This is a genomic window from Longimicrobiaceae bacterium (genome assembly GCA_035936415.1).
Taxonomy (GTDB): domain Bacteria; phylum Gemmatimonadota; class Gemmatimonadetes; order Longimicrobiales; family Longimicrobiaceae; genus JAFAYN01.
In genome coordinates this window covers 1-24,607 of sequence record DASYWD010000186.1, presented here as the reverse complement: position 1 = coordinate 24,607, position 24,607 = coordinate 1, and the positions used below count along the sequence as shown (strand labels likewise).

Sequence of the window (24,607 nt, the reverse complement as noted above, 5' to 3'; positions counted from 1 at the left end):
TGCGGAAGGCGTGCTCCTCGCTCGCCGGGCCGATGAAGGCCACCTCGCGGTGCCCCAGCCCCAGGAGGTGCTCCGCGGCCAGGCGGCCCGCGGCCTCGGCGTCGCTCGCCACCCCGGGGAAGCGGTCGGAGGGGCGGTCCGCCACCACCACGTTCAGGTCGGTGACGGCGTCGGCGGGGAGCGAGTCGGCGCCGGAGGGGTCCAGGATCACCCCGTCCACCTGCCGCGCCCGCAGCGCCTCCAGGTGCCGCGTGGGGGCCGCCCCCCGCGCGTCGCAGAGGAGGGTGGCGTACCCCTCCGCCGCCGCCACCCGCTCGATCCCCCGCACCACCTCCAGGAAAAAGGGGTTGGCGAGGTCGGGGACGATCACCCCCAGCGCGTACGATCGCCCCCGCACCAGCCCCCGCGCCAGGATGTTGGGGCGGTACCCCAGCTCCTCCGCGGCCCGGAGCACCCGCTCCCGCGTGGCCGCCGCGATCCGCGCCCGCGGGTTCCCGCCCAGCACCAGCGACACCGTCGCCTGCGACACCCCGGCCGCGCGTGCGACGTCGTGCGCGGTCACGGAACGGGAGGAGAGCGGCGACGTCATGGTATGCTAATACGTATTAGCAGATCGGAAGTCAAGGGTCTCGTTCGGACGGCCGTCCGGCGGACGGGGCGCCTCGCGCGCTTGACCGCGGCGGCGCCGGCTGGCAACTTTCAGGGATGACGGAACTTGACGAGACCAGCCCCTGCGCCGGGGCCTCCCTGGCCATGCGGATCCTGCACGCCGGCTCCGGCGTGGCGGACCGGATCGAGCACGCGCTGGAGCCGGTGGGGCTCTCGCTCGCCAAGATGGGCGTGCTGCGCCACCTGGTGGCCGCCGGGGAGCCGCTCCCCCTGGGGCAGCTGGCGGAGCGCCTGTCGTGCGTCCGCTCCAACGTGACCCAGCTCGTGGACCGGCTGGAGGGCGACGCCCTGGTGCGCCGCGTCCCGGACCCGGGCGACCGGCGTAGCGTCCTCGCCGTCATCACCGAGCCCGGCCGCCGCTGCTACGAGGCGGGCGCCCGCGCGCAGGCGGAAGCCGAGGCCGCCATCCTGGCCACGCTCTCGCCCGAGGAGCGGGAGCACCTCGCCACCCTGCTCGACCGCCTGGGCTCGCACGCCTTCGCGGGGTGACCCGGGACCCCCGCCGGGTCTGTCCCGCTCCGGTCGCTCGCCCTTGAACCGGCCCTCCCCGGCGGCGCGCGGCGCCGCCTCCCCCCCCGGGCTGATCCTCTTCTCGCTCTGGCTGATGGTGTTCGTCGCCAGCAGCCAGGTGATGCTCATCGCCCCGCTCCTCCCGCGCATCGGCGAACAGCTCCGCATCCCCGCCTCGCTGCTGGGAACGCTGGTGACGGCGGACGCGGTGATGGTGGGGATCTTCGCCTTCGCCGCGGGGCCCATCTCCGACAAGCTGGGGCGCCGCGCCATCCTGCTCGTGGGCACCGGCGCGCTCGCCCTGGCCCTCGCGGCGCACGCGCTGGCCTTCGACTACCCCTCGCTCCTGGCGGCGAGGGCGCTGGCGGGGATGGCCGGCGGGGTGCTGAGCGGCGCCGCGATGGCGTACGTCGGCGACTACTTCCCCTACGAGCGGCGCGGGTGGGCCGCCGGGTGGGTGATGAGCGGGATCGCCGCCGGGCAGATCGTCGGGGTGCCGCTCGGCGCGGTCCTCGCGGCGGAGCGGGGCTTCCGCCTCCCCTTCCTGGCGCTCGGGGCGGTGTGCGCGCTCGCCCTGCTCCTGATCTGGCGGGCGGTGCCGCAGCCGGACGTGGCGCGCTTTCATGGGCGGCTCACGGTGGGCGCGGCGCTGCGGGCGTACGCCGAGCTGGTCCGCCGGCGCGAGATCGCGGCCGCGGCGGCGGTGTTCTTCCTGATGTTCATGGGGAACGCGTTCTTCATCACCTACCTCCCCACCTGGCTGGAGAGCTCGGTGGGAGCGACGCCGCAGCAGGTGGCCGCGCTATTCCTGGTGGGGGGGATCGCCAACGTCCTGTCCGGGCCCCGGGCGGGCAAGCTGTCCGACCGCATCGGCCGGAAGCGGCTGATCGTCGGCGCGTCGCTGGGGCTGGCCGTGCTGATGGTGCTCACGGTCCCCCTGGTGCGCGGGGTGTGGGCGGCCTACCCGCTCTTCTTCGTGGCGATGATCCTCTTCGCCGCCCGGATCGGTCCCTTCCAGGCGCTGCTCACCGCCCTGGTGCAGGCGGAGCGCCGAGGGGTGCTGATGAGCCTCACAATGGGGACGGGCCAGATCGGCTTCGGCATCGGGAGCGCGGCGTCGGGGGTGCTCTACGAGGCGGCGGGGTTCGGCGCCAGCACGGTGGCCGGCGCGGTGCTCCTGGTCGCCATGGCGATCCTCACCTGGCGGGCGCTCCCGGAGCCGGAGCTGGCGGGGGCGGCGCCGGTGCCGCCGGTGCCGGAGCCGGTGGGGTAGGGAGTGCGAAAGTGCGAAAGGGGCCGCCCCCGCGAGGGAGCGGCCCCTTCGCGTTCTGGTGCTGCCGGAGAGGGTGCCCGGGAGGTGGGGGGAGGCTCAGCAGGCGGTGCGTCTGTTTGAGCCCGGACTGCACTCACCTCTCGCCCCGCCGGTTGGGCGAGTTTCGCACCGCCGGAGGAGCCTCCCCCCGCCGACCCCACGCGACAGACCCCACTCGGCATCAGGGTGCGACAGCGGCGACCGCGCTGTCCGCCATCGCCACCTCTACCCCGAGGAGCCGGGGGGCGGCCGGACGGTCCGGCACCACCGGCATCGGCGGCACGTAGGGAGCCGCGAGCGTGGCGAGCGGGAGCCGGGCCCTCCCCTTCCGCCCCCACTCCCGGTACGCGTCGGTGAGCGCCTGGTGCTCCACCTGCTCCTTCGGGTGGTTCCGGGCGCGGAGCTGGTCGCGGGCCTCCTGCAGCACGCTCCGCTGGCCGCGCCGGTAGACGTCCGGGTGGAGCCGCAGCTCGTTGTCGCGGATCTCCACCATCCGGTACACCACGTCCAGCCGCACGGGGCGGTGCATCGGCACCGGGTGCGTCACCTTGGGGTTGGCGACCAGGTAGTTGAGCGGGGCCCCCGTGAACCCCGGCGTCCGGTCCGCGTGGAGGCGCCGCGTCAGGTCGACGATGTCCGCGTTCGCCATCCGGATGCAGCCGTGGGAGGCGGGCGAGCCGAGGCGCGCCGTGCTGGGTGTTCCGTGGATGTAGTAGAGCTCGGAGATGTGGAGCTTCACGCGGCCCATGGGGTTGCCCGGGCCGGGCGGCTCCGGCTTCCGGTTCCGCGCCCACTCGCTCTCGGGCGGGTGCCAGCGGGGATTCCAGATCACGGTGGAGATCCAGAAGGTCCCCGTCGGGGTCGGGTACTTGGAGGTTCCCACCGAGACGGGGTAGCTCTTCAGCACCGAGTCGCCGCGCACCAGGTCCAGCCGGCCGGCCGGGACGTTGACGACCAGCCGCAACGCGGGGGTGGGCGGCGCCGGCAGCGCCGGCTGCGCCGGGGCCGGGGAGCCCGGCAGGAGCAGGGCGGCGGCGAGGACGAAGAGGGCGATGCGGGGGGACTGCATGGTGCGACCGGTGAAGGGGGTGGTTCGAGCGGGGCGCGCTCCGGACGGAGCGGGGCCCGGTCCCCTGCTCCGCCGGGATCCGCCGGTGGGAGCAGGAGGGAAAGGGGCCTGCAGGAAATCTACCAGCGTGGGGCGTCGGCGAGGAAGCGGTCCGCGCCGGCGGCGTCCAGCGGCGGCCCGAAGAAGGGGCCGCGGGCGTACTCGCAGCGCAGCGCCCGGAGCGCCTGGAGCTGCTCGGCGGTCTCGACCCCCTCGGCGACCACGGTCAGGCGGAGGTCGTGGGCGAGGGCGGCGAGGACGGGGACCACGGATCCGGCCCCGGCACCCGGGACGAGTGTAGCGACCAGCGCGGGGGCGACCGCCACCGCGTCGACGGGGAGGCGGTGGAGGTCGCCGAGCGAGGTGGGCCCCGAGCCGAAGTCGGCCGCGCACAGCCCCACGCCCACCTCCTTCCATCGCGCCAGCATCGCCGCGGCGGCGCCCGCGTACTCCGTCAGCGCGCCCTCCGCGACCTCCAGCCGGAGCGCGGCGGGGTCCATACCCGTCTCCGCCAGCCGCTCGGAGAGCAGGTGCGCCAGCTCCGGCCGGGCGAGCTGGCGGGGCGAGAGGCGGACCCACAGCGTGAGGCCCCGCTCCGGGAAGCGCTCGCGCCAGGCGCGGAGCTGCCGGCACGCCTCCCCCAGCATCCACCCGGCGAGGGGGACCGCCGCGCCGGCCCCGTCCGCCACCGGGACGAACTCCCCGGCGGGGAGTGGACCGCGGGCGGGGTGCTCCCAGCGGAGCAGCGCCCCGAAGCCGGTGACCGCGCCCTCCTCCACCGCCACCAGCGGCTCGTATTCCAGCCGCAGCTCCCCGCGCTCGGCCGCCGTGCGCAGCTCCGCCTCCAGGCGCAGGCGCTCCCCCACCGCGTCGTGGACCTCCGGGTCGAACACCTCGAACCTGCCCCGCCCGCGCGAGCGGGCGCGAGCGAGCGCGGTCCCCGCGTCGCGGAGCAGGTCGTCCGGCGTGGCGCCGCCGCCCGCGTGCATCGTGATCCCCACGCTCGCGGTGACGCTGACCTCGTACCGGCGGAGCTGGAAGGGGGCGGCGAGGGAGGCCAGCACGCGCTGCGCCACCCGCGTGGCGGCCAGCGCGTCCGGGACGTCCTCCAGGAGCACCGTGAACTCGTCCCCGCCCGAGCGGGCCGCGGTGTCCCCGGGGCGCAGCGCGTCGGCCAGGCGGGCGGCGAGGGCGCGGAGGAGCTCGTCGCCGGCGTCGTGCCCCAGGAAGTCGTTGACCAGGGCGAAGCGGTCCAGGTCCAGCGCGAGCACGGCCAGCGAGGCCTCGCCCCGCCGCCGGAGCCGCTTCACGGCCTGCTCCAGCCGGCTCAGGAAGAGGTGCCGGTTGGGGAGGCCGGTGAGGGGGTCGTGCAGGGCGCCGTAGGCGAGCTGCACCTCGGCGCGCTTCCGGGCGGTGACGTCCTGCACGATCCCCTGCATCCCCCCCTCGCCCCGGCGGGGGGCGGCGGTCACCTCGCAGGCGAGCACGCTCCCGTCGCGGCGGCGGAGCCGCACCTCGCGCTCCCGGAGCGCGCCGGCGCGCTCCATCTCCAGCTCCAGGGCCTCGCCGTCCTCCGGGGTGGCGTACAGGTCGGCCAGCCGCAGGCCGAGCAGCTCCTCCCGCCGGTACCCGAAGAGCGCCGCGGCGGCGGGGTTCGCCTCCACGAAGCGCCCGTCCGCCCCGGTGGCGAAGGCGGCGTGGGCCGCCTCCTCCCAGAGGGCGCGGTAGCGCTCCCCGGAGTCCGGCGGTCCGCTCACCAGCGGGGCGCGGCCTCCAGCAGCGCGCGCGCCGCGTCGGCTTCCACCGGGCGGGAGAAGAGGTATCCCTGCGCGGAGCCGCACCCCAGCTCCCGGACGGCCCGGAGCTGCTCCGGCGTCTCCACACCCTCCGCGACCGTCGCCAGCCCCAGGCTCCCGGCGAGCGCCACGATGGTCCGCACCACCGGGAGCGCGTCCCCCTCCCCGCCGATCCGCCGCACGAAGGAGCGGTCGATCTTGAGCACGTCCAGCGGGAGGTGGTGCAGGAGCGCCAGGGAGGAGTACCCCGTCCCGAAGTCGTCCATGTGCACCCCGATCCCCAGGGCGCGGAAGCGCATCAGCGTCGCCGCGGCGAGGTCCGGGCTCTGCGCCAGCACGCTTTCCGTGATCTCCAGCCGCAGCCCGGCGGGGTCGGCGCCGGAGGCGCGCAGCGCCCCCTCCACCTGCTCGGCCAGGTCCGGCTGGTCGAACTGCCGCACCGACAGGTTGACGCTCAGGGCGGGGGCGCGGCCGGGGAAGGCGTCCTGCCACTCGCGGAGCCGGCGGCAGGCGTCCTCCAGCACCCAGCGGCCGATGGGGAGGATCATCCCCGTCTCCTCGGCCAGCGGGACGAAGTCCCCCGCGGGTACCGTCCCCCGCTCCGGGTGGACCCAGCGCAGCAGCGCCTCGAAGCCCTCGATCCGCCCCGTCGCCAGCGCCACGATGGGCTGGTAGACCAGGCGCATCTCCCCGCGGTCCAGCGCGTGGCGCAGCTCCGTCTCCTGCTGCAGCCGGAGGAGGGCGTGCGCGTGCATCGCCCGGTCGAACATCTCGTAGCGCCCGTTCCCCGCCGCCTTGGCGCGGTACATGGCCACGTCCGCGTTGCGGAGCAGGTGCTCGGGGCGCCCGTAGTCCGCGGAGGAGAGCGCGATGCCGACGCTGGCGGAGGTGTAGACCTCGTAGCCGTCCAGGTTCACCGGGGCGGAGATCGCGGCCTGGATCCGCGCCGCGGTCTCCACCGCCACGTCCGGCCCGGCGATGTCCGCGAGGAGGAGGGCGAACTCGTCCCCGCCGAAGCGCGCCACCGTGTCCTCGGCGCGGAGGGCGCCGCGCAGCCGGGCCGCCACCACGCAGAGGAGGCGGTCGCCCACGTGGTGGCCCAGCGAGTCGTTGATGAGCTTGAAGCGGTCCAGGTCCAGGAAGAGCACCGCGAACGGGTACTCCGGATGCTCCCGGGCGCGGAGGAGCGCGCGGGCCAGGTGCTCCAGGAACAGGTGCCGGTTGGGGAGCCCGGTGAGCGGGTCGTGCAGCGCCTCGTGGCGGAGCTGCTCCTCCACGGCCCGCCTCCCGGTGACGTCCTCGGCAAAGAGGTGCACCACCCCCAGCGCGGGGTGCGGGTGGTAGGTCCAGGCGAGGATCCGCCCCCGCAGCGCCACCTCCACGCTCCGGAAGCCCCGCCCCGTCTCCAGGGCGGAGCGGGCGAGCTGCGGGCTGTTGTGCGGGAGGAGCCCCTCCACGGGAACGCCGGCCTCCCCGGCGGCCCGCTCGGCGGCGGGGTTGGCGTAGGCGATGCGCCCGGCGGCGTCGCACTCCAGCACCGGGTTGGGTATGTCCCGCGGGAAGGCGGCGAGCCGGAGGTTCTCCTCTTCCACCCGCCGGCGGTCGGTGACGTCGCGGATGGTGGCGAGCACCCCCAGCACCTCCCCCCCGGGGGCGAGCAGGGGCGCGTACCGCCCGGCCGCCAGCCCCGACTTCCCCGTGCGCCGGAGCCGGAAGGGGATGTCGGGCGAGCGCACCGTCTCGCCCCCCATCGCGCGGAGGAGGAGCTGGTCGATCCCGAAGCGCCGCAGCTGCGGGAACAGCTCCGCCACGGTGCGGCCCAGCGCCTCCGCCTCCGGGATCCCCGTCCATTCTTCCATCACGCGGTTCCACACCCGGCACCGCAGCTCCGGGTCGCACACCACCACCCCCTCGGCCACGCTGGCGAGGAGGGTGTGGAGCAGTCCTTCCCCTTCGGGGAGGGACGCGTCCGGGGGGCCGCCGGGGTGGGCGGGCACAGGGCGGAGCGGGAGCACCGGTTGCGGGAGCGCGGTCACGATGGGGGCGGGGGCGGGATTACCGTTCGCGGAGGGCGGCCAGCGGCGCGAAGCGGCCCGGCGGGAGAAGCGTTCGCCGGGAAAGGATACCGCCCCGGCGGCCGAAGCTCAAGGAGCCCGCTCTCCGCGGCCTCACCAGCGCGGGTCCGAGGCCAGCAGCTCCCGTACGCGGGACGCTTCCAGCGGGAGCGAGAAGTGGTACCCCTGCGCGTATTCGCAGCGCAGGCCGCGGAGCACGCCGACGACGGCGGCGGTCTCCACCCCCTCCGCCACCACCTCGAGCCCGAGCGCGTGGGCCAGCGGGACGATGGTGCGCACCAGCTGCGCGGCCCCGAACTCGGCCTCCATGGGGCTGACGAAGGAGCGGTCGATCTTGACGGTGTGCAGGGGGAGGCGGTGCAGGTAGCTCAGCGAGGAGTACCCGGTCCCGAAGTCGTCCATGTGGAGCTGCACGCCCAGCGCGCGCAGGGCCTCCAGCGTCGCCCCGGCGTCCCCGTCGTCCTCCATCACCACCGTCTCGGTGATCTCCAGGCGCAGCGCCTTCGCGTCCACCCCGGTCTCCTCCAGCACGGCGCGGACCTCGTCGGCCAGCCCCTTCGTCCGGATCTGCCGGACGGAAAGGTTGACGCTCACGCCCAGCGGGATGCCGGGGAACTCGTCGTGCCAGGCGCGCAGCGCGCGGCACGCCTCGCGGAGCACCCAGCCGCCGATGGGGAGGATGAGCCCCGTCTCCTCGGCCACGTGGATGAACTCGTCGGGGCCCAGCAGCCCGCGCTCCGGGTGCTCCCAGCGGAGTAGCGCCTCCAGGGCGGCGATCCGCCCGGTGCGCAGCGACACGATGGGCTGGAAGTGGAGCCGGAACTCCTCCCGCTCCACCGCCCGGCGAAGGCTCATCTCCGTCTGCAGCCGCTGCAGCAGCGCGGCGTGCATCCCCGGGTCGAACACCTCGTAGCGCGAGGTGCGCGAGGCCTTCGCCCGGTACATGGCGGTGTCGGCGTTCTGGAGGAGCTCCTCCGGGCTCTCCTCCCCGCCGGAGGGGAGGGCGATCCCGATGCTCACCCCGGTGAAGACCTCGTAGCCGCCCAGGGTGAGCGGTGTGGAGACGGCGGCCTGGATCCGCTCGGCGACGCGCGTGGCGTCCGCCACCCCGCCCAGGTCCTCCAGCAGCACAGCGAACTCGTCGCCGCCGAAGCGGGCGACGGTGTCGGAGGGGCGGAGGCATCCCCGGAGCCGGAGCGCCACCGCGCCGAGCAGCTCGTCGCCCGCGGGGTGGCCCAGCGAGTCGTTGACCAGCTTGAAGCGGTCCAGGTCCATGAACAGCACGGCGATGCTGTCGGCGGCGCGTCGCGTCGCGCGGGCCATGGCCTGCCCCAGCCGCTCCATGAAGAAGGGCCGGTTGGGGAGCCCGGTGAGGGCGTCGTGCAGGGCGTCGTGCAGCAGGCGCTCCTCGACCCGCTTCCGCTCGGTGACCTCCTCGGCGAAGAGGTGCACGGTGTCCACCGTCAGGTCCGGCTGGTAGGTCCAGGCGAAGATGCGCGCCGCCACCCGCACCTCCACCTCGCGGATCCCCTCGCCGCTCTCCAGGCAGCCCAGGACGAGCCCGTCGTGCCCCCGGGGGAGGAGGCCGGCGGGGCCGGGCACCCCCAGCTCGCGGACCAGGCGCTCGGCGGCGGGGTTGACGTACACAGGCCGGCCGGCGCGGTCGCACTCCAGGATGGGGTTGGGGTTGTTGCGGGGGAAGGCGGCGAGCCGGAGGAGGTCCCCCTCCACCCGGCGCCGGTCGGTGACGTCGCGGGCGTTGATGACGATCGCCCGGATGGCGGGGTCGTGGCGGAGGTCGCGCCCGATCCCCTCGAAGAGGCGCCACCCGCCGTCGCGGTGCCGCACGCGGTACTCCAGCGGCCGGGTGCCGCCGGTCGCCTGGGTGTAGAGGATGGCGCCCACGTTCCGGCGGTCGTCCGGGTGGATGCGCTCCATGGCGCACCGCCCCAGCATCTCGTCCGGGGCGAAGCCCAGCGCGCGCGCGGCGGAGGGGGTAATGGTGCGGACGTTCCCCTCCTCGTCCACCACCAGGATCACCTCCTGGGTGTGCTCCATCAGCGTGCGGTAGTAGGTCTCGCGCTCCTCCAGGGCGCGCTCGGCCCGGCCCCGCCCGGTCTCCGCCAGCTGCCGCCCCAGCAGCGCCTCGACCGCGGCGGCGACCTCCTCCAGCGCCTCCACCTCCTCCGCGGTCCAGGGGCGCGGCCGCGTGTCCATGGCGCACAGGCACCCCACCACCGTCCCGCACCGCATGCGCAGCGGGGCGCCGGCGTAGGCCCGGACCTCCAGCTCGCGCACCAGGCTCGTTTCCCGCGCGCGCTTGCTCCGCCGCACCTCGTCGAGCACCAGGAGGCCGCCGGTCTCGACGACCTGGTCGCAGGGAGCCGAGGCGGCGGGAAGGTCGCGCGGGGCGGCCCACCCCTCCGGGAGCCCCGCCCCGGCCGCCAGGTGGTGCCGCTCCCCGTCCACGATCGACACCAGCGCGAAGGGCGCGCCCAGGGTACGGGCCAGGAGCGCCGCCAGCCGGCGGAGCGCCGGGCCGTCCACCTCGCCGGCCCCCTCCAGGTCGCGGAGGAGGCGGGCGCGCTCGGCGCTGTAGGGGGCGCCGGCGCGGACCAGGCGGAGCGCCGGGACCCGCTGGGGGCGGGCCGGCGCCCCCGGGAAGAAGATCGGCGGCTCCGCGTCTTCCGCGGAGAGCGGGGCGGCCCCGTCCCGGATCGGGACGAGCTGGAGGATTTCGGTCATGGGAGGGCGAAGAGGCGGATCAGCGGTGGGGCGCGCGGGCCTGCCGTTCTGTGCCGGAGTGCGTGCGGAGGGAGCTTCGGCAGGGAGTGTCGCAAAGTGTGATGAAATCGCCGCGCGCGCAATAGTCTTCGCAACCCCGGGAGGGGAACCCGGGGTGTGAAGCCCAGGTGACAGCACCCGCGCTCCGGCACGGAACGTGAGCCATGTGGGCGCGAGAAGCCTCGAAACGGTTTCTCCGGTTCGACTGTCTGCCCTTTCCGGTTAGATTGGAGATGTCCCGAGGCTTCCCCGAACCGCTGGACAGTCATGCCTGAGATGCCTGTGGTGCACAGCCACCCCGAGATCATGAGCGGCACCCCGGTTTTTGTCGGAACCCGCGTGCCCGTTCAAGCGCTCCTCGACTATCTGGAGGAGGGCGATACCATCGACAGCTTCCTCGACGGTTTTCCCAGTGTCACCCGCGAGCAGGTGATCGCCTTCCTGGAGCAGGCCGCCCGGGCTCTCCTCTCACAGCTTCCGGATGCCGCGTGAGCCGGATCAGCCGGGCGAAGCGCGTCCTCTTCCCCCGCCGGCTGAAGCTGGAACACCTTCTTCCCCTCGTCCCCGCGCTGCAGCAGGCGGTGGCCTCCATTGGACCCGGGGAGATCCTGCATCTGTATCCGCCAGACTGACCGGGAGGCTGCGAAGCGGCGTCAGGGAGGCGCCGCGTCCTCCGTCGCGCCCCCTGCGTCGCGTGCGGCGGGAAGTGTGAAGATGAAGGTGCTCCCCACGCCGACCTCGCTCTCCACCCAAATCCGTCCGCCGTGCGCGGCCACGAGGCCTTCGGCGATCGCGAGCCCCAGCCCGAGTCCGCGCCGGTCGGTCCGGCTCGCCTGCCAGAACCGGTCGAAGAGGTGCGGAAGGTGCTCGGGGGGGATTCCCGGCCCGGTGTCCGCGACCCAGCAGCGGACCTCGTCCCCGGCGCTCTCCAGCCCCACCTCGACGCGTCCCCCCTCGGGCGTGAACTTCAGCGCGTTCCCGAGCAGGTTGCCGACGACCTGGAGCATGCGGTCGCGATCGACCACGGCCCACGGGCGGGCATCGCCCGGGTGCCACTCGAGGCCGATCCCCCGCTCCGCCGCGAGGTGGCGGTGCGCCTCCACCGCTTCGTCGAGCAGGGGCACCAGCGGCTGCGGGGTGGGTTCGACGACGAGGCGCCCGGCCTCGATGCGCGAGACGTCGAGCAGGTCCTCGATCATCCGGTTGGCGCGCTCGGCGGAGCGCCGGATCGTCTGCAGCGTCCGGCCGAACGGCCCCTGCCGCAGCTCCTCCGGAGCCTCCTCGAGGAGAAAGGACGCCCCCATGGTGACGGCGCCGATCGGGTTGCGGAGGTCGTGCGACACGACGCGCAGCATCTCGTCGCGCGCCCGGACGGCGTCCTGCGCCCGCTGGTAGAGGCGGGCGTTGTCGATGGAGACCGCCGCGATGCGGGCCAGCTCGCCCGCCAGCGCCAGGTCGTCCTGGCCGTAGTGGCGGTCGGTGCGCGTGGACGCGAGCACGAGCACGCCCAGGACGTTCCCGCGCGCGATCAGCGGAAGCAGGATCAGCGAGGTGGGCGCGAGCTGGCGCATCAGCCCCAGGTGCGTCTCGTCCCAGGCGGTCTCGCGCAGCCAGTCGTCCGACACGGGAGAGACCAGGACCGGCTCGCCGCTCCGGAGCACCGGCGAGAGCGGCGAGCCGCACCGCGGGTCGGACGGAAGGGCCGCCGTGCGCCGGAGCACCTCCACCCGCTCCGGGTCCACGTGCGCCATTCCCAGGCGCCGCACCCGGCCGTCCACCTCCAGGATGTCCACCGCGCAGTAGCACGCCACGCGCGGGACCGCGAGCTCCGCCACGGCCTGGAGGGTCGCTTCGTAGTCCAGCGAGGCCGCGAGCGTCTGGCCGGCCTCCGTGAGGAAGCGGAGCGCCTCGCGCGTGCTGACGCGCGGGCGGGTGCGGGATGCGTCGCTCATGCTGCGGTCCAGTTCGCCGGGTCGCTCGGACGGGTGGGGTGAAACGGCGCCCGTGGCGCTCGCGCCCCAGCTGAGAATATCGTGCCCGCTCCGGCCGCGCGACGTTTGTCTGGTGCTCGGCCGCATCCGGTCCTACCATTGGTCCATCCCCCGGCGTCCTCACCCCGGCCCCTTCGGTCCGATGTCCGCCACCGCCCCGCCCGACCCCGCCGACACCCGGCGCCGCGCCCCGGCCCCGCGTCGGCGCCTGCTCCGCTTCGGCGCGCCCGGGGGGTGGCAGAGCGTGCTGCGGGAGTTCGCCGTGATCGTCGCGGGCGTGCTCGCCGCGCTGGGCGCGCAGGCGTGGTGGGAGGGCCGGCAGGAGCGCGAGCGCGAGCGCGCCTACCTGGCGCAGGTCCTGGCCGAGACGCGCGAGAACGAGGAGCGCCTGGCGGACGCGATCGCCGAGGACAGCGTCGCGGGAGTCTTCACCCGCCGCGCGCTGGCGGCGCTGGAGGGGGTCCTTCCCGCCCCCCCGGGGGACTCGCTGGTGCGGTGAATCGGGCACGCGGGACGGGCGTCCGACTTCCGGCCGGTCACCGGCGCGTACCGGGCGCTGATCGGGACGGGCGACCTGCGGCTGGTGCGCAACGACTCCCTGCGCGCCCTGATGGTGGCCCACGCCGCCTCCCTGGACAGCGAGGCGGCGCGGCTGCAGCAGTTCCGCGGAACAATCCTGGACGCCGTCCCCGAGTTCGCGCGCTCGATGCCGTTCATGCGCCGGATGTTCCTGGACGGGACGGAGCCCGGCGCCGTGGACGTCGGTCGGCTCCGCCGCGACCCGGAGGCGGCGACGGTGCTGTTCACCCTGCAGGCCGCCAACGTCAACCGTCTTTCCGGGCTGCGGCGCATGCGCGACGAGACCGGGCGGATGCGCCGCGCCCTGGAAGCGGAGCCGCTCCCCTAGCGCTGGTGCGCGCCGCCCGTCCGGCTAGATTACCGGGCGGAGACAGCCGCAGAGGTATCATCGGACAGCGTGGGCGAAGAGCCGAGGCGGAGCGTCTGCTCGGCGTGATCGGAGGTGCGCCGAGCTCTCGAAGACCATTGAGGGATCGCCGGGGTTCGGGAAGACCACCCTCGCTCAGTACGTGAAGGCGAGGGCGGCCGAGGCGGGGTACGTCAGCTATCCGGACCCGGTCAGCGCCGCCGGCGTGGACACCGCCGAGACGCTCCTGGTCGGACTGCTGAGTTACGTAGCAACACGTCGCCAGGTCCGGGGGTGCTCCGCATCACCGGCGGCCCACGCCCAGCGCCGAGAGCGGGATTCGGTAGATGTCCGCGGACCCGCGCCGGTCGCTGTTGAAGTAGAGGGTCGTCCCATCCGGCGAGAGCGTGGGGCCGTACTCGTACCCTGAGGCGTTGATGGGGGCCGGCAGGTGCTCCAGCGGGCTCCAGCGGCCATTCTCGAACCGACTCAAGAACAGGTCGTCTTCTCCCAGGCCCTGCGGATGGCCTGTGACCACGAGGACCATCCAGGAGCCGTCCGGGGCGACCAGCAGGTCCGGCTGGCTCAGCTCATCGTTGATGGGCGGGCCCAGGTGCTCGGCGGGGCCCCAGCCATCCCCTTGCCGGGGGATACGGTAGACGTCGGAGAGGCCTGATCCCCCGGGCCGCCGCGAGGCCAGGAACAGGTCGCCGACGGCCGTTACGGCGGCATGGATGTCCGCCGCGTCGGAATTCACCGGCGCCGGAAGCGGGCGTGGCTCGCCCCAGCCGTCACGGCCCTGCCGCTCCACGCTCCAGATGTTCATGTCCCGGCTCGCCGCGCCCGGGACGACGGGGCGGTTGGAGGTGAAGTACAGCCTCCGCCCGTCCGGCGAGAAGCGGGGCGCCCGCCCGCCCCACTCGTCGCCCGGAGCCAGGATCACCGGCGCGGGGGCTCCCCAGCCGCCGCCCTCCCGGGGCGCGCGCATGATCGTCTGCCGGTTGAAGTTCTGTCCTTCGTAGGAGGAGAACCAGAGGGAGCCGTCCACCGGGTCGACCGTGGGGAAGTTCTCTTCGCGGTGCGTGGAGATCACGCCGGGCTGCACCAGCTCCGGCTCGGGCGGAGCGGACCCCGGCTGCGCGGGAGGAAGCTCCGGAGGGGTGCAGCCCGCCACGACGAGGAGGGCGGCCGCGGCCGGGACGAGCGTGGAGCGGGCTGTCATGCGATTGCAGATCGGCTTCGGGTGACGGGCTCAGCGGGCGCGCTTCGAGAACTCGACGTTCCGGATCCGTGGGGTCGCCGCGGTGAATCCCGCCACGCGGCCCGCGGGATCCCGGCGGAAAACGACCAGCAGGTACTCCCGGTCGGTGAAGGTGTCCGGGCCCGCAGGGTGCAGGCGGAGCCCCCCCAGCGGCCCCTCGGAGACGCGGAGGAGACCGCCCTCCCGCGCGAGCACCCAGGTCGTCCCCAGCTCATCGCTCCGGTACGGGCCGGTGTAGCGGTCCAGCTCGGCGGCGGGGAGCGAGCCCTCGGGGACCGCCTCCAGGATCGTCGGCGTGCGGCGGCCGTCCCAGTGCTCCTCGAGGACGCGCGTCCCCCCGGGGCCTAGGCGGAAGAGCAGCGTGAGCGGCTGTCCGTGCACGCGGAACCGTCCCCCTCCCAGCGGCTGCAGCGCGTGCCAGGTGATCCACTGCCGCATCTCCAGCCGGTCTCCGTGGCTCCGCACGGGCCGGATCGCCTGCTCGGCGCGGCTCACGTAGATCGCCGCCAGGCGCTCCCGCTCCGCGGGTGTGGGCGCGGGCACCGGCTCCCTGGGGCGCGCCACCGGGAGCTGCGCCTCCGCGCGCCTGATCGCGTCCTCCAGGACGATGTCGGTCACGCGCTCGGCGAGGCCGTTGGGCTCCGCCACCTGGAAGACGTTGCACATGACCAGCACGGAGGTGCGCTGGTCGGGGTATCGCATGAACTGTGAGCGGTATCCCGCCGCCAGCCCCCCGTGCCAGACGCGCCGCAGCCCCCGGTACGGCTCAGTGTGCAGGGCCAGGGCGTATGGGATGGTCTCTCCACTGTTCAATCGCCCTTCTTCGAGCATCATCCGGAGCACGGCGGGTCCGCCCAGGCGCGCGTCGTAGAAGTTGCGGTCCCACTTCGCCAGGTCCTCGGGCGTGGTCGTGAACCCCTGGTCCGCGCCCGACACGCGGAGACGGTATCCGCCCCCCGACGGGGCGTAGGCGCGCACCCGGGAAGGCAGCGGCCCGGGATCATCCTCGGGGAAGCCGCTGCGGGTCATCCCGAGGGGGTCGAAGATCCGCGTCCGGGCGAAGCGGGCCCAGGACTGCCCGGAGACGCGCTCGATCACCCGCTGGAGCAGCGCGTAGCCGGTGTCGTCGTACATGTGCCGGTCGCCGGGCGGAAAGCTCAGCCCCGGCAGCTGCGAGGGATCGGCGATCCTCTGGCCGGAGAGCCACCGGGCGTCGGCATCCCGCAGCCCGCTCGTGTGATGGGCCAGGTGCCGGAGAGTGACGGTAGCCCCGTAGTCCGGCAGCTCCGGAAGGTGCTTCTGAACCGGATCGTCGAGGGAAAGCTTCCCCTCCCGCGCCAGGAGGGCGATGCCGAAGGTCAGGAACTGCTTGGCCATCGAGGCCCCGTCGAAGGCGCTGGCAGGGGTGAGCGGGGTACCCCGTGCGAGGTCGGCCGAGCCGTACCCGCGACCGTATACGATCTCCCCGGCCTCCATCACCGCGAGCACGCACCCCGGCGAGCCCGGCCGGTCGAATGGGGCGAAAACCGAGTCGATGCGGGCACGGACGGCGGCGGAATCGGGGCCCCGGAGCACGGCGGGGCCGGAGGGCGGCGCCTCCACGGGCCGGACGTGGATTGCCGGGGGCTCCTCCCGGACCCCGGCTGCGCGCGAGTCCGGAGGTCCGCACGCGGCGAGCCAGGCGGCGGCCATGCCGGTGGCACGTTTCAGCAGGATTCCGCCTCCGCATCCGGCCCTACGACCTCTAGAAAGCTTCGTCATCCCTCTACGACGGGTGAGGGCGGGGCCCACGCACCCGCGCGTTCCCGCTCCTGAGCGTCGCGCCGCCGGGCGCGACCCGCCGTACCGGGACTGCAAGAGCGGCACCCACGACGGCGGGGCTCGCTTCAATCCGATGGGGCACCAGGGGTTGGGGCACCACCCAGAGAGAGCGCGCCTTTCTGCACCTGGCATGCGTGCTTCCCTCGGAACAGTACTACCAGGCATGTGGGCTGGCTGCTAAATTGCTATCCCAGTCTCGTAATATGCTATCGCGCCAACCGCCACGATTGGCCCGCGCGGAGCCGAGATGGGTACCGGTGGCCGCGCCACCTCAGCGTCCGCGATCAAGTCGTACCGCGTTTGCAGGAGAGCTGATGAGGCACAACGATCTGGCAGGCTTTGATGATCTACTCCCCGCGGGCGAGTCCGGGCGGGGAGGCACCTCCACGACGATGGCCCGGAGATCCCGGAAGGCACCCGAGCTGATCGGAAACTCGAGGGCGATGCAGAGGCTGCGCAAGCTGGCGCTCCGGGTGGCTCCCAAGGACGCCACGGTCTTCATCAACGGCGAGAGCGGGACTGGAAAGGAGATGTTCGCCCGCTTCATCCACGCGCACTCGCGCCGGGCCGACCGTCCTTTCGTGGCACTCAACTGTGCCGCGCTCCCGGAGAACCTGGTGGAGTCGGAGCTGTTCGGGCACGAGCGGGGCGCATTCACCGGGGCCGTCACTACCCGCACCGGGTGCTTCGAGGCGGCGCATCACGGCACGCTCTTCCTGGACGAGATCACCGAGATCAGGCCGGCGGTCCAGGCCAAGCTCCTCCGGGCCATCCAGGAGCGCGAGGTCCAGCGGGTGGGGAGCAACGACACCCGGCCCGTGGACGTCCGCATCCTCGTGGCCTCCAGCCGGGACCTCGCGCAGGCGCTAGCGGACGGCGTGCTCCGCGAAGATCTGTACTACCGGCTCCAGGTGGTGGAGCTGAACCTGCCGCCGCTCCGAACGCGCAAGGAGGACGTCCCTCTCCTCTGCAGCCACTTTCTCAAGAAGCACGGAGGATCCGAGGACTCCCCCCTGCGTCACCTGAGCCTCTCTGCCCTGGAGTTGCTGGAAGCGTACGACTGGCCGGGAAACGTGCGCGAGCTGGAGAACGTCGTCGGGCGTGCGATCGCGATCGCGGCGCCGGATAGCGGCGACACCCTGCACCCGTTCGACCTGCCTCCGGCCATCTGGAGGGACCATGGTATGCTGGACGGTGAGTCCCCCGAGATGGAACTCAACCTCAATGCGGCCGTCCTGCGGCTGAAGCGCCTGCTCAGCGCGGAGGCGCTCCACAGGGCCAACGGCAACAAAATGGAGGCCGCGCGCCTGCTGGGCGTGAGCCGCCGCGGATTCTACAACCTGCTGAAGGAGACGGAGATGTGATCCGGAGTGGCGCCGGGTCATGGGCATCCCCGTCGGGACTCGGGCCTGCGCGCCGGTAGCTCGGAGCCGAGCAGGCGCTCCCAGGCGCGTGCGACGGCGCGGAGCCGGAAGCGGCCCCGCAGGTGCACGGCTGGCCGATTGCCCGCGCGCCACTCTCGCAGGCGGTCGAGCACGGCCGCCGGGTCCGCACAGTTCACGATCTGCTCCCCGGCCGGGCGGAGTACCTCCGGCGCGGCCCCGAGCGGGTGGGTCAGCACCGGCGTTCCCACCGCGTTGGACTCGGCGAAGACGAGCCCGAACGTTTCCGCGTACACCCGGTTGGGGTAGAAGACGCAGAGCGCCTCACGCACGTGGCGGAGCACCTCCCCCTGGGGGAGAGGCCCAAGGTCCACCACCCCCGGGTGCTCGGCGAAGTCGGGAACGGGCTGATAGCCCGGGTTCGCGACGTACAGGCGGTAGGCGGGGTTTTCCGCGCGGGCGGCCCGGAAGAGCTCCAGCGTTTCCCGGAGCCCCTTGGAGGGCGCGCTGAAGAAGACCAGCTTCTCGGGATCGACCGGGGTCCCATCCGGGCCGAGGCTGTCGTCCACCGGGTTCGGGATCGTGGTGATCCGGAGAGCCGGCAGGTCCGGGGCGGACCGCGCGGCTTCGGCCAGCATGTGTCTCCGGTGGAAGTGGGAGTTCGCGACCACTCGCACGTTCCCCCGTGCGATCATGGCCCAGAGGTCGCGCGGCCACCAGTCCACCAGATCCTGCATCCACAGGAAAAGGGGCACCTCCGGGAGGCGGGCGCGGATCATGGGGATCGCCTGGGGGTGGCGGACGGCCACGATCGCGTCCCAGCTCTCGCCTTCCAGTTCCGCCGGAACGAGGCGGACGTAGCGGACTGCGCCCGGCGCGGGGGCGGTGCGGCCGATCTGGGCCACGACGACCTCGAAGCTCCCGGCGAGGCTCTCGGCCACGCGTACGATGGAGGACTGCGTGCCCCCTGAGGCGCGGGCGGAAAGCACCTCGCGGCCATAGCCGTTGGGGGAGATCGCGTCCAGAAACAGGATGCGTCCGCGCGGCCGGGCAGGGGCGGCGGGGGACGGCTCGGCTGCGATGGTGGAAGGCAAGTGGCGGCTCCGGTTCGAGAGTGGATGACGGGGTCGCGGGACGGCGCGGGTCACCCCGGAGCGAACAGCGTTTCCGTCCCGGGGATCCGGCCGAAGATCCTCTCGGACAGCTCGATCAGCTCCGGGTCGCGGAAGAGGCTCCGGTACAGCGGGTCGTCCCGGTAGGTGTGCCAGCGCTCCAGCACCTTCATCTGCTGCGCCCGCCCGTCGTACTTCATGCCGTCGAAGGTGTCGCCCCAGAGGGTCGGTCCGAAGCGGGCGACCTGCTGCAAGCCGCGGTCGCCGTCGCCGACGAGCCCCAGCTTCCGGACCAGCTCGCGCCGGTACCCGGCATCGGTGAACCACCGGTTGTAGTTGATCCCGACCGTACCGGCTCCCAGGCACTGGGTCTCACCCAGGAACTCCCGGGCGTGCTGCTTCCACAGCACGACGAGGCCGGGGAACTCCTCCAGTGCCGGCTGCGCGTGCCGGCCGTATGCCCAGCGGAGCTTGCTGGCCAGCAGGTTGAAGGGGTCACGCAGCACCAGCACGTCGGTTCGCTCCCGGCTCTCCCCCAGCCATCGCGCACGGTTCGCCTCGAACCGGGCGGACGCCACGTCTTCCAGGCGCTCGTCCTCGAAGTTGTACAGCAGAATTCCTTTCTTGCTGTGGCGCCCGGCAATCTCCTGGTCCCAGAAGATGCGCCGGTGCTGCACCCTCCCCGTCCAGACCCGGCATACGCTCCGGGCGCAGCTCTCGAACGGGTTGGCGTTCGGGAGGCACTCGTTGAGGAAGCAGTGGCGGCCGGGGAGATGGAGCCGGATCCAGTTGACCACCGCGTGATGTCCGCTGCGGCGCATGGCGATCACGCGGATCTCGCGCTCGTTGGCGGGCCCGGGGAGCATCCAGCTGGCGCGCATCCAGACCGCGTCTGCCCAGGCGGTCGCCCAGGAGGCACCCTGCCGGGTGAATGCCGCCACACCGCCGGCCGCAGAGGCCAGCCTTTCCGCGAGCGTCGGCGCCCCGTCGGGCCCGGCGCGTTCCATCTCGGCCGTGTTCATCGAAGGGTCTGCTGGGTGGAGGTGTAGTGCTCCGCCGCGGCGGAGCGGGGGACGGGCGGCATGGGCCGCCGCGCCGGGGGTCGGATCAGACCCGCTCGGTCCAGGGGCGAGGGAGGAAGCCGGGGATCGTAACCCCTGCGCCCCCCTCCGCCACGGGGAGGGGGACCGGTGCGGGGGGGAGCACGCGCTGCCGCGGCGGCTCGCCCCCCTCCTCCTCGAACACGACGCGCAGCGCCTCGTGGCGCGCGACCACGGCGCCCGGGCGCAGGGCGCACGCTCCCGGGCGCGGCCTCTGGAGGAGGCCCGCCCGGGGAAAGCTCGGGTGTCTGTGGGTGGAGACGGGTACGGATGGATGGGGAGCAGGCCCTCGGGCCCGCACCCGGCCTACCGGCCGATCCAGTACGTGGCCTTCAGCAGCAGCACGTGGCGCGCGGGCTCGCGGAACAGCGCCCCCGGATCGCGCCCGATCTCGAAGTCACCGAAGGAGTCCGTGCGCTCCCGGTCCTGCTGCCAGACCAGGAAGACCGCCGAGCCCGGCCGGTATTCCCAGCGCAGCACCGCGTTGCCGCGCAGCGACAGGAAGGTGAAGTCCGGCTCGCGGAAGGTGAACGGGCGGGCGCTCCCCTCCTCCGCGTCGGGGTCCACGCGGTAGACGCCGGTGGCGTCGTCGCGGGTCACGGTGCCGACGTCGCGCCCGTAGACGGCGAAGTCGAACCCGCCCGGACGGAGGAACTCCTTGAACGCCACGTAGTCGCCGGCCCGGATGTACGGCGCCGCGTAGAGCTGCAGCGACAGGCGCGGGGTGAACGTCCACTCCACGCGCGTGCCCAGCGACAGGGTGGTCTGGTCGATGTCCGCGAACACGTAGCGCCGCCCGAAGGTGGCCGGGTCGTCCGCGGGGCGCGCCACCGCGCCGAAGTACTGGTCTGTGTCGTGCTCCAGCGTGACGGCCGGCGACAGGCGCACCCGCAGGTTGGCGCGCGGACGCACGTCCACGCTCGCCGAGGTGATGAAGTCGTACTCGCCGGACTCGTCAGCGCGGTAGAACACCTCGCCCCCGACCTGAACCCGCTTGCGCGAATCGGAGGCATAGGTCACGGAGACGTCCCCCTGGGCCGGGATGCTGGCCAGCGGCCCCCCGCGCGTGAGCCGGTCGTTCACGTACGAGGGCGACCCCGCCAGGCGCAGCGTCCACCGCCAGAAGCTGGGAAGCTGCAGGGCGCCCCGCAGGGTGTAGCGCTGGTAGATCCAGTCGCCCCCGTAGTTCCACGCCTGGTTGGTGCGGAACGACACCTCGTAGTTGCGGAGCCCCCGCGCGGGCCGGTCCTCCCGGTAGATCAGCATCCCCGAGGCGGACCGGTAGTCCGCCCGGTCCATGAACCCCAGGTCGTTGACCTCGAACCCGGGGCTGACCGCCTGGAGGGCCACCGAGCCCAGCCAGTGCCGTCCCCCGGTCCTGGCCAGCGCCACCCCGCCGGAGTATCCGCCCAGCCCGGTGCGCGTGGTGTCCACCTCCAGGTAGTCGGCGTCGGGGCGCCCGAAGTAGTGAGCCGGCGAGTTCTGCACGGCGCGGATCACCCCCCGCTCCCCCCGGATGTCGCTCCCCGACAGGTAGCCGCTGAAGCTCCACGTCCGCCGGGCCCAGGCGTGCTCCCAGTCCACGCCGCCGTGGTACGCGGAGGAGCGCAGGAGGCCGGCCAGGGCGGGATCGTCCAGCCGCCGGTGCGTGGCGGTGGCCAGCCCGCCCAGCACGGTGGCGCCGCGGTTCAGGTCGCGCCGCAGCCGGCCCACGAAGTAGTTGCTCCACGGCTCCACCTCCGTCCGCCCCCGCACGCGCAGGGTGTCGCCACCGGCCACCTGCTCTCCCAGGAAGAGCCCGTCCTCGCCGGTGGTGACCGCGTTCAGCAGGCCCACGGACCACCCGCCGGGCGTCTTGCCGGTGACCTTCGCGGCCGCGGCGATGGTGGTCTGCTCCGGCACGTCGGCGAAGAGGACCCGCTGGCCGTCCACCACGCTCCCCGTGCGGACGGAGCGCTGCGGCTGGCGTCCGATGCGGCGCGAATAGAAGGACCCGAACCCCCCGTAGGTGGTGAAGGCGGCGAGGTCCCCGAATCCGAACAGGTTGGCCCCCTCGGTGAAGAAGGGCCGCCGCTCGGCGAAGTAGGTCTCGAAGGCGGTGAGGTTGACCTCGGCCGGGTCGGCCTCCACCTGCCCGAAGTCCGGGTTGATGGTGGTGGTGAGGGTAAGCCCCAGCGGCAGCCCCACGCGGGCGTCGACCCCCACCCCGGTCCCCCCCTCGGTGCGGCGGTAGAAGGGGTCGCCGGGGGCGCCCTTCCCGGCCGGGGCCCGGTCCAGCCGCGTGCTGGCGTACGGGGCGATCTCCAGCCGCCGGGGGGCGCGGATCCCGTCCAGCCCGGTCAGATCGCCGAAGCGCGACACCAGGCCGGGGTCGCGGGGCGTCCACGGCGACCAGGCGGACCGCTCCTCGTAGCGGGCCACGTCGCGCAGGATGTTGAGCCCCCAGACGCGGCCGCCCTCCGGGATGCCGGAGGCGAAGCGGAGCTGCGACAGGGGGATGCGGAACTCGGCGGTCCACCCGGTGGAGTCGGTGGTCACCGCCGCCTCCCACACCGCGTCCCACGACGCGTCCTCCCTGCCGTCGTCGTAGTGGAACACGTCCCGCTGCACTCCGCGCGGGTTCACCGAGAAGCGGAAGGCGCTGCGCCGGTCGAGGTAGGAGTCGATCAGCACGTGCACCCAGTCCGAGTAGATCCCGGTGACGTCCCGGCGGGCGAGCTGGGCGGCGATGGAGTCCGGCGCGGTGTCCCAGAGCCGCGCGCCCACGTACAGCGCGTCGGGGCCGTACAGGATGCGGACCTCGGTGCGCTGCCGCGCAGGCTCGCCGGCCCTGGGATAGCTCTGGGTGAAGTCGGTGGCCGGCTCCGCCTCCACCCAGGCGGGCTCGTCCAACCGCCCGTCCAGCCGCACGGCCCCGGCGAGCTCGGCGGCCCGCAGGACGCGGCGCCCCTCCCCGGCGGACGCGCTGTCGGGCCGCGCCTGGGCGTCGAGGTCTGCGTGCAGGGCGAGCGCTCCGGCCAGGACGGCCGCTACGAGGCGAATACGGAGCATGACGTAGGAGATGCGCGAGGTAGTCGTGGGCTCGCCAGCGCAGGGGGCCGCGCCCGGAGCGGATCGCAAGTTTTGCTGCAAATTGTGCTCCACGGTCAGGTCAGCTCCTGCCGCCGGCCTCCGGCGCCAGCTCCCGGCCGATCTCCCGCTGCTCCTGGAGCACGGCGTCCAGGTCGGCCTCGCCCGTGACGGGGCTGGCGACCACCGCGCGGAGCGCCACCCGCAGGCGCGGGTCCGCGGCGGGACCCGCCACGAGGGTACGGGACACGAAGCTCCGCCCGCGCTCACCCTGGAGCTGCTGCAGCTCCACGTTCAGCTCGTCCACCCGCGCGGCCGCGGAGTCGCCCAGGGGCCCGCCGCCGGGCCCGCGGAGCGCCGGCGGGAGGTAGCGGTACAGGACGATGTTGGTCTGCGGCTCCGTGAGGAGCTGGAAGTCGGGGGCGCGGCGCACCGCGTCGGCCAGGTAGCGGGCCTTGCGGACCCCCTCGTCCACCAGGCGCCGGTACCCGCTCCGGCCCAGCAGGTGCAGCGCGGCGTGCAGGTGCAGCGCCGCGGCGGGGCGGGACCCCTCGGGGGTGCGTCTCCCCAGGTCCGCGGTCCCCTCGCGCAGGATGTAGTTGGCGTGCCTCTCGATGGCCGCCGCCGCCGCGGGATCGCGGAAGAGCGCCAGGCTCAGCCCCAGCGGGAGGAAGAGCTGCTTGTGGGCGTCCAGCGTGACCGAGTCGGCGCGCTCGATCCCGGCCAGCAGCGCACGATGGCGCTCGGAGAAAAGCAGCGCCCCTCCCCAGGCGGCGTCCACGTGGAAGTGGGCCCCGGCCTCTGCGGCCACTTCGGCGACCTCGTCCAGCGGGTCCACGCTCCCGGCGTCGGTGGTCCCCGCCACCCCCACGACCGCGAGGACGCGCACCCCGCGGGCGCGGCAGTCGTCCATCGCGCGCCGCAGCTCGCGCACGTCCACCCGCTGCTGGGCATCGACGGGAACGCGGACCAGGCTGCGTGCGCCGAGCCCCAGCATCCCCGCGGCCTTGTCGAAGGAGTAGTGCATCAGCGCCGAACCCACCACGGCGGCCCCGCGGCAGCCGTGCGCCTCCAGCGCGGACGCCATCCCCTCCTCCTCGATCCCTGCGAAGCCCGGGACGGGGCCCAGCGCCCGGTTGCGGGACACCCAGAGCGCGGCGACGTTGGCGAGGGTGCCGCCGGAGACCACCACCCCCAGGGTGCTCGCGGGGTCCTGCACGTGCCGGCCGTAGAACGCCTCGCCCTCCCCGTAGACCAGGCGGTGCATCATCCCCACGGTCTGCCGCTCGCAGGGGGTGACGGCGCGCGAGGCGTCCGCCCGGACCAGGTTCTGGTTCATGGCCGCCACCAGCGCGGCGAGCGGGCGGGCGAAGGACGGCAGGGCGGAGGTCATGTGCGCCAGGACGCCCGGAGCCGCCGTGTCCGGCGAGTGGGCCACCACGTCCCGCTCCAACCGGTCCAGGTAGGCGTGCAGCCCCACCGGCTCGTGCGGGACGGCGGTGTCCAGGAAGAGCCCCTCCAGCGCGCCCGGAGGCGCCACCGGGCTGGGGCGTCCGGGGGCGCGGAAGGCCGCGGCCATCGCCCGGAGGCGCCGCTCGCACTCCGCCTCCAGCAGCGGGGCGGGGCCGCCCGGGGCGAACCAGTCCTCCGGGGCGCCGCTCCCGGGCTCCACGAACAGACCGGGCGCATGGG

20 protein-coding genes are annotated in these 24,607 nt (G+C 73.9%); 7 read left to right on the top strand and 13 right to left on the bottom strand.

The genetic code is table 11. From position 1 onward, the window contains the following. The coding region (locus VGR37_07475) for a LacI family DNA-binding transcriptional regulator (GenBank protein ID HEV2147227.1) at nucleotides 1-589 on the bottom strand (589 nt) is incomplete at its 3' end. Between the two features lie 116 nt (nucleotides 590-705). Here VGR37_07475 and VGR37_07470 point away from each other — a divergent pair. Next, entirely contained in the window at nucleotides 706-1,158 is a 453-nt protein-coding gene (locus VGR37_07470; GenBank protein HEV2147226.1) for a MarR family transcriptional regulator, read from the top strand. 43 nt (nucleotides 1,159-1,201) lie between these two features. Next, nucleotides 1,202-2,452: an MFS transporter gene (locus VGR37_07465; protein HEV2147225.1), complete on the top strand. Its 1,251-nt coding sequence runs from the start codon at nucleotides 1,202-1,204 to the stop codon at nucleotides 2,450-2,452. Between the two features lie 220 nt (nucleotides 2,453-2,672). Here the strand turns inward: VGR37_07465 and VGR37_07460 are convergent, their stop codons facing one another. The 4 genes from VGR37_07460 to VGR37_07445 form a co-directional block, all read right to left on the bottom strand. Continuing rightward, complete coding sequence (locus VGR37_07460) at nucleotides 2,673-3,560, bottom strand: L,D-transpeptidase (protein ID HEV2147224.1); 888 nt, start codon at nucleotides 3,558-3,560, stop codon at nucleotides 2,673-2,675. Between the two features lie 119 nt (nucleotides 3,561-3,679). Beyond that, complete coding sequence (locus VGR37_07455; GenBank protein ID HEV2147223.1) at nucleotides 3,680-5,356, bottom strand: EAL domain-containing protein; 1,677 nt, start codon at nucleotides 5,354-5,356, stop codon at nucleotides 3,680-3,682. Beyond that, nucleotides 5,353-7,431, bottom strand: coding sequence for an EAL domain-containing protein (locus VGR37_07450; protein ID HEV2147222.1), 2,079 nt, complete (start codon nucleotides 7,429-7,431; stop codon nucleotides 5,353-5,355). The genes VGR37_07455 and VGR37_07450 overlap by 4 nt, the downstream gene beginning before the upstream one ends. A gap of 132 nt (nucleotides 7,432-7,563) precedes the next feature. Continuing rightward, a complete protein-coding gene (locus tag VGR37_07445; protein ID HEV2147221.1) occupies nucleotides 7,564-10,215 on the bottom strand; it encodes an EAL domain-containing protein in 2,652 nt (883 codons plus the stop codon). 306 nt (nucleotides 10,216-10,521) lie between these two features. Between VGR37_07445 and VGR37_07440 the strand changes: the two genes are divergently transcribed. Next, the gene (locus VGR37_07440; GenBank protein HEV2147220.1) at nucleotides 10,522-10,746 is read left to right on the top strand and encodes a DUF433 domain-containing protein; all 225 of its coding nucleotides are present in this window, start codon (nucleotides 10,522-10,524) and stop codon (nucleotides 10,744-10,746) included. Beyond that, nucleotides 10,743-10,886, top strand: coding sequence for a hypothetical protein (locus VGR37_07435; GenBank protein ID HEV2147219.1), 144 nt, complete (start codon nucleotides 10,743-10,745; stop codon nucleotides 10,884-10,886). Before VGR37_07440 ends, VGR37_07435 begins: the two co-directional genes overlap by 4 nt. A 21-nt stretch (nucleotides 10,887-10,907) precedes the next feature. Here the strand turns inward: VGR37_07435 and VGR37_07430 are convergent, their stop codons facing one another. After that, a complete protein-coding gene (locus tag VGR37_07430; protein ID HEV2147218.1) occupies nucleotides 10,908-12,206 on the bottom strand; it encodes a GAF domain-containing sensor histidine kinase in 1,299 nt (432 codons plus the stop codon). Nucleotides 12,207-12,387: 181 nt separating this feature from the next. Between VGR37_07430 and VGR37_07425 the strand changes: the two genes are divergently transcribed. Both VGR37_07425 and VGR37_07420 read left to right on the top strand, forming a co-directional pair. After that, nucleotides 12,388-12,744 (top strand): hypothetical protein, encoded by a 357-nt coding sequence (locus VGR37_07425; GenBank protein ID HEV2147217.1) that lies wholly within the window; start codon nucleotides 12,388-12,390, stop codon nucleotides 12,742-12,744. An 84-nt stretch (nucleotides 12,745-12,828) separates the two neighbouring features. Next, nucleotides 12,829-13,152, top strand: coding sequence for a hypothetical protein (locus VGR37_07420; protein HEV2147216.1), 324 nt, complete (start codon nucleotides 12,829-12,831; stop codon nucleotides 13,150-13,152). A gap of 322 nt (nucleotides 13,153-13,474) precedes the next feature. Here VGR37_07420 and VGR37_07415 read toward each other — a convergent pair whose 3' ends face one another. Together VGR37_07415 and VGR37_07410 are read right to left on the bottom strand one after the other, a co-directional pair. Beyond that, nucleotides 13,475-14,392 carry a hypothetical protein gene (locus tag VGR37_07415; GenBank protein HEV2147215.1) on the bottom strand — a complete coding sequence of 306 codons (918 nt, stop codon included), beginning with the start codon at nucleotides 14,390-14,392 and terminating at the stop codon, nucleotides 13,475-13,477. Between the two features lie 30 nt (nucleotides 14,393-14,422). Continuing rightward, nucleotides 14,423-16,123, bottom strand: a complete 1,701-nt coding sequence (locus VGR37_07410; protein HEV2147214.1) for a serine hydrolase — start codon at nucleotides 16,121-16,123, stop codon at nucleotides 14,423-14,425. A gap of 332 nt (nucleotides 16,124-16,455) precedes the next feature. Here VGR37_07410 and VGR37_07405 point away from each other — a divergent pair, with 332 nt between their 5' ends. Next, nucleotides 16,456-17,616, top strand: coding sequence for a sigma-54 dependent transcriptional regulator (locus tag VGR37_07405; protein HEV2147213.1), 1,161 nt, complete (start codon nucleotides 16,456-16,458; stop codon nucleotides 17,614-17,616). 17 nt (nucleotides 17,617-17,633) lie between these two features. Here the strand turns inward: VGR37_07405 and VGR37_07400 are convergent, their stop codons facing one another. The 5 genes from VGR37_07400 to VGR37_07380 all read right to left on the bottom strand — a co-directional run. Continuing rightward, entirely contained in the window at nucleotides 17,634-18,728 is a 1,095-nt protein-coding gene (locus VGR37_07400) for a glycosyltransferase family 4 protein (protein HEV2147212.1), read from the bottom strand. A gap of 50 nt (nucleotides 18,729-18,778) precedes the next feature. Beyond that, entirely contained in the window at nucleotides 18,779-19,768 is a 990-nt protein-coding gene (locus tag VGR37_07395; GenBank protein ID HEV2147211.1) for a hypothetical protein, read from the bottom strand. A gap of 85 nt (nucleotides 19,769-19,853) precedes the next feature. Next, on the bottom strand, nucleotides 19,854-20,021 hold the full coding sequence (locus VGR37_07390; GenBank protein HEV2147210.1) for a hypothetical protein: 168 nt from the start codon (nucleotides 20,019-20,021) through the stop codon (nucleotides 19,854-19,856). 131 nt (nucleotides 20,022-20,152) lie between these two features. After that, on the bottom strand, nucleotides 20,153-22,897 hold the full coding sequence (locus VGR37_07385) for a DUF5916 domain-containing protein (protein HEV2147209.1): 2,745 nt from the start codon (nucleotides 22,895-22,897) through the stop codon (nucleotides 20,153-20,155). A gap of 100 nt (nucleotides 22,898-22,997) precedes the next feature. Further along, nucleotides 22,998-24,607 (bottom strand): pyridoxal-dependent decarboxylase (locus VGR37_07380; GenBank protein ID HEV2147208.1); only part of this gene is annotated, 1,610 nt, incomplete at its 5' end.

Excerpts from the sequence above, each read along its gene's own strand:
- VGR37_07470 (HEV2147226.1), top strand. The coding sequence starts at position 706 with ATGACGGAACTTGACGAGACCAGCCCCTGCGCCGGGGCCTCCCTGGCC.
- VGR37_07415 (HEV2147215.1), bottom strand. The coding sequence starts at position 14,392 with ATGACAGCCCGCTCCACGCTCGTCCCGGCCGCGGCCGCCCTCCTCGTC.
- VGR37_07410 (HEV2147214.1), bottom strand. The coding sequence starts at position 16,123 with ATGGCCGCCGCCTGGCTCGCCGCGTGCGGACCTCCGGACTCGCGCGCA.
- VGR37_07445 (HEV2147221.1), bottom strand. The coding sequence starts at position 10,215 with ATGACCGAAATCCTCCAGCTCGTCCCGATCCGGGACGGGGCCGCCCCG.
- VGR37_07385 (HEV2147209.1), bottom strand. The coding sequence starts at position 22,897 with ATGCTCCGTATTCGCCTCGTAGCGGCCGTCCTGGCCGGAGCGCTCGCC.
- VGR37_07430 (HEV2147218.1), bottom strand. The coding sequence starts at position 12,206 with ATGAGCGACGCATCCCGCACCCGCCCGCGCGTCAGCACGCGCGAGGCG.
- VGR37_07460 (HEV2147224.1), bottom strand. The coding sequence starts at position 3,560 with ATGCAGTCCCCCCGCATCGCCCTCTTCGTCCTCGCCGCCGCCCTGCTC.
- VGR37_07395 (HEV2147211.1), bottom strand. The coding sequence starts at position 19,768 with ATGAACACGGCCGAGATGGAACGCGCCGGGCCCGACGGGGCGCCGACG.
- VGR37_07405 (HEV2147213.1), top strand. The coding sequence starts at position 16,456 with ATGCTATCGCGCCAACCGCCACGATTGGCCCGCGCGGAGCCGAGATGG.
- VGR37_07440 (HEV2147220.1), top strand. The coding sequence starts at position 10,522 with ATGCCTGAGATGCCTGTGGTGCACAGCCACCCCGAGATCATGAGCGGC.
- VGR37_07425 (HEV2147217.1), top strand. The coding sequence starts at position 12,388 with ATGTCCGCCACCGCCCCGCCCGACCCCGCCGACACCCGGCGCCGCGCC.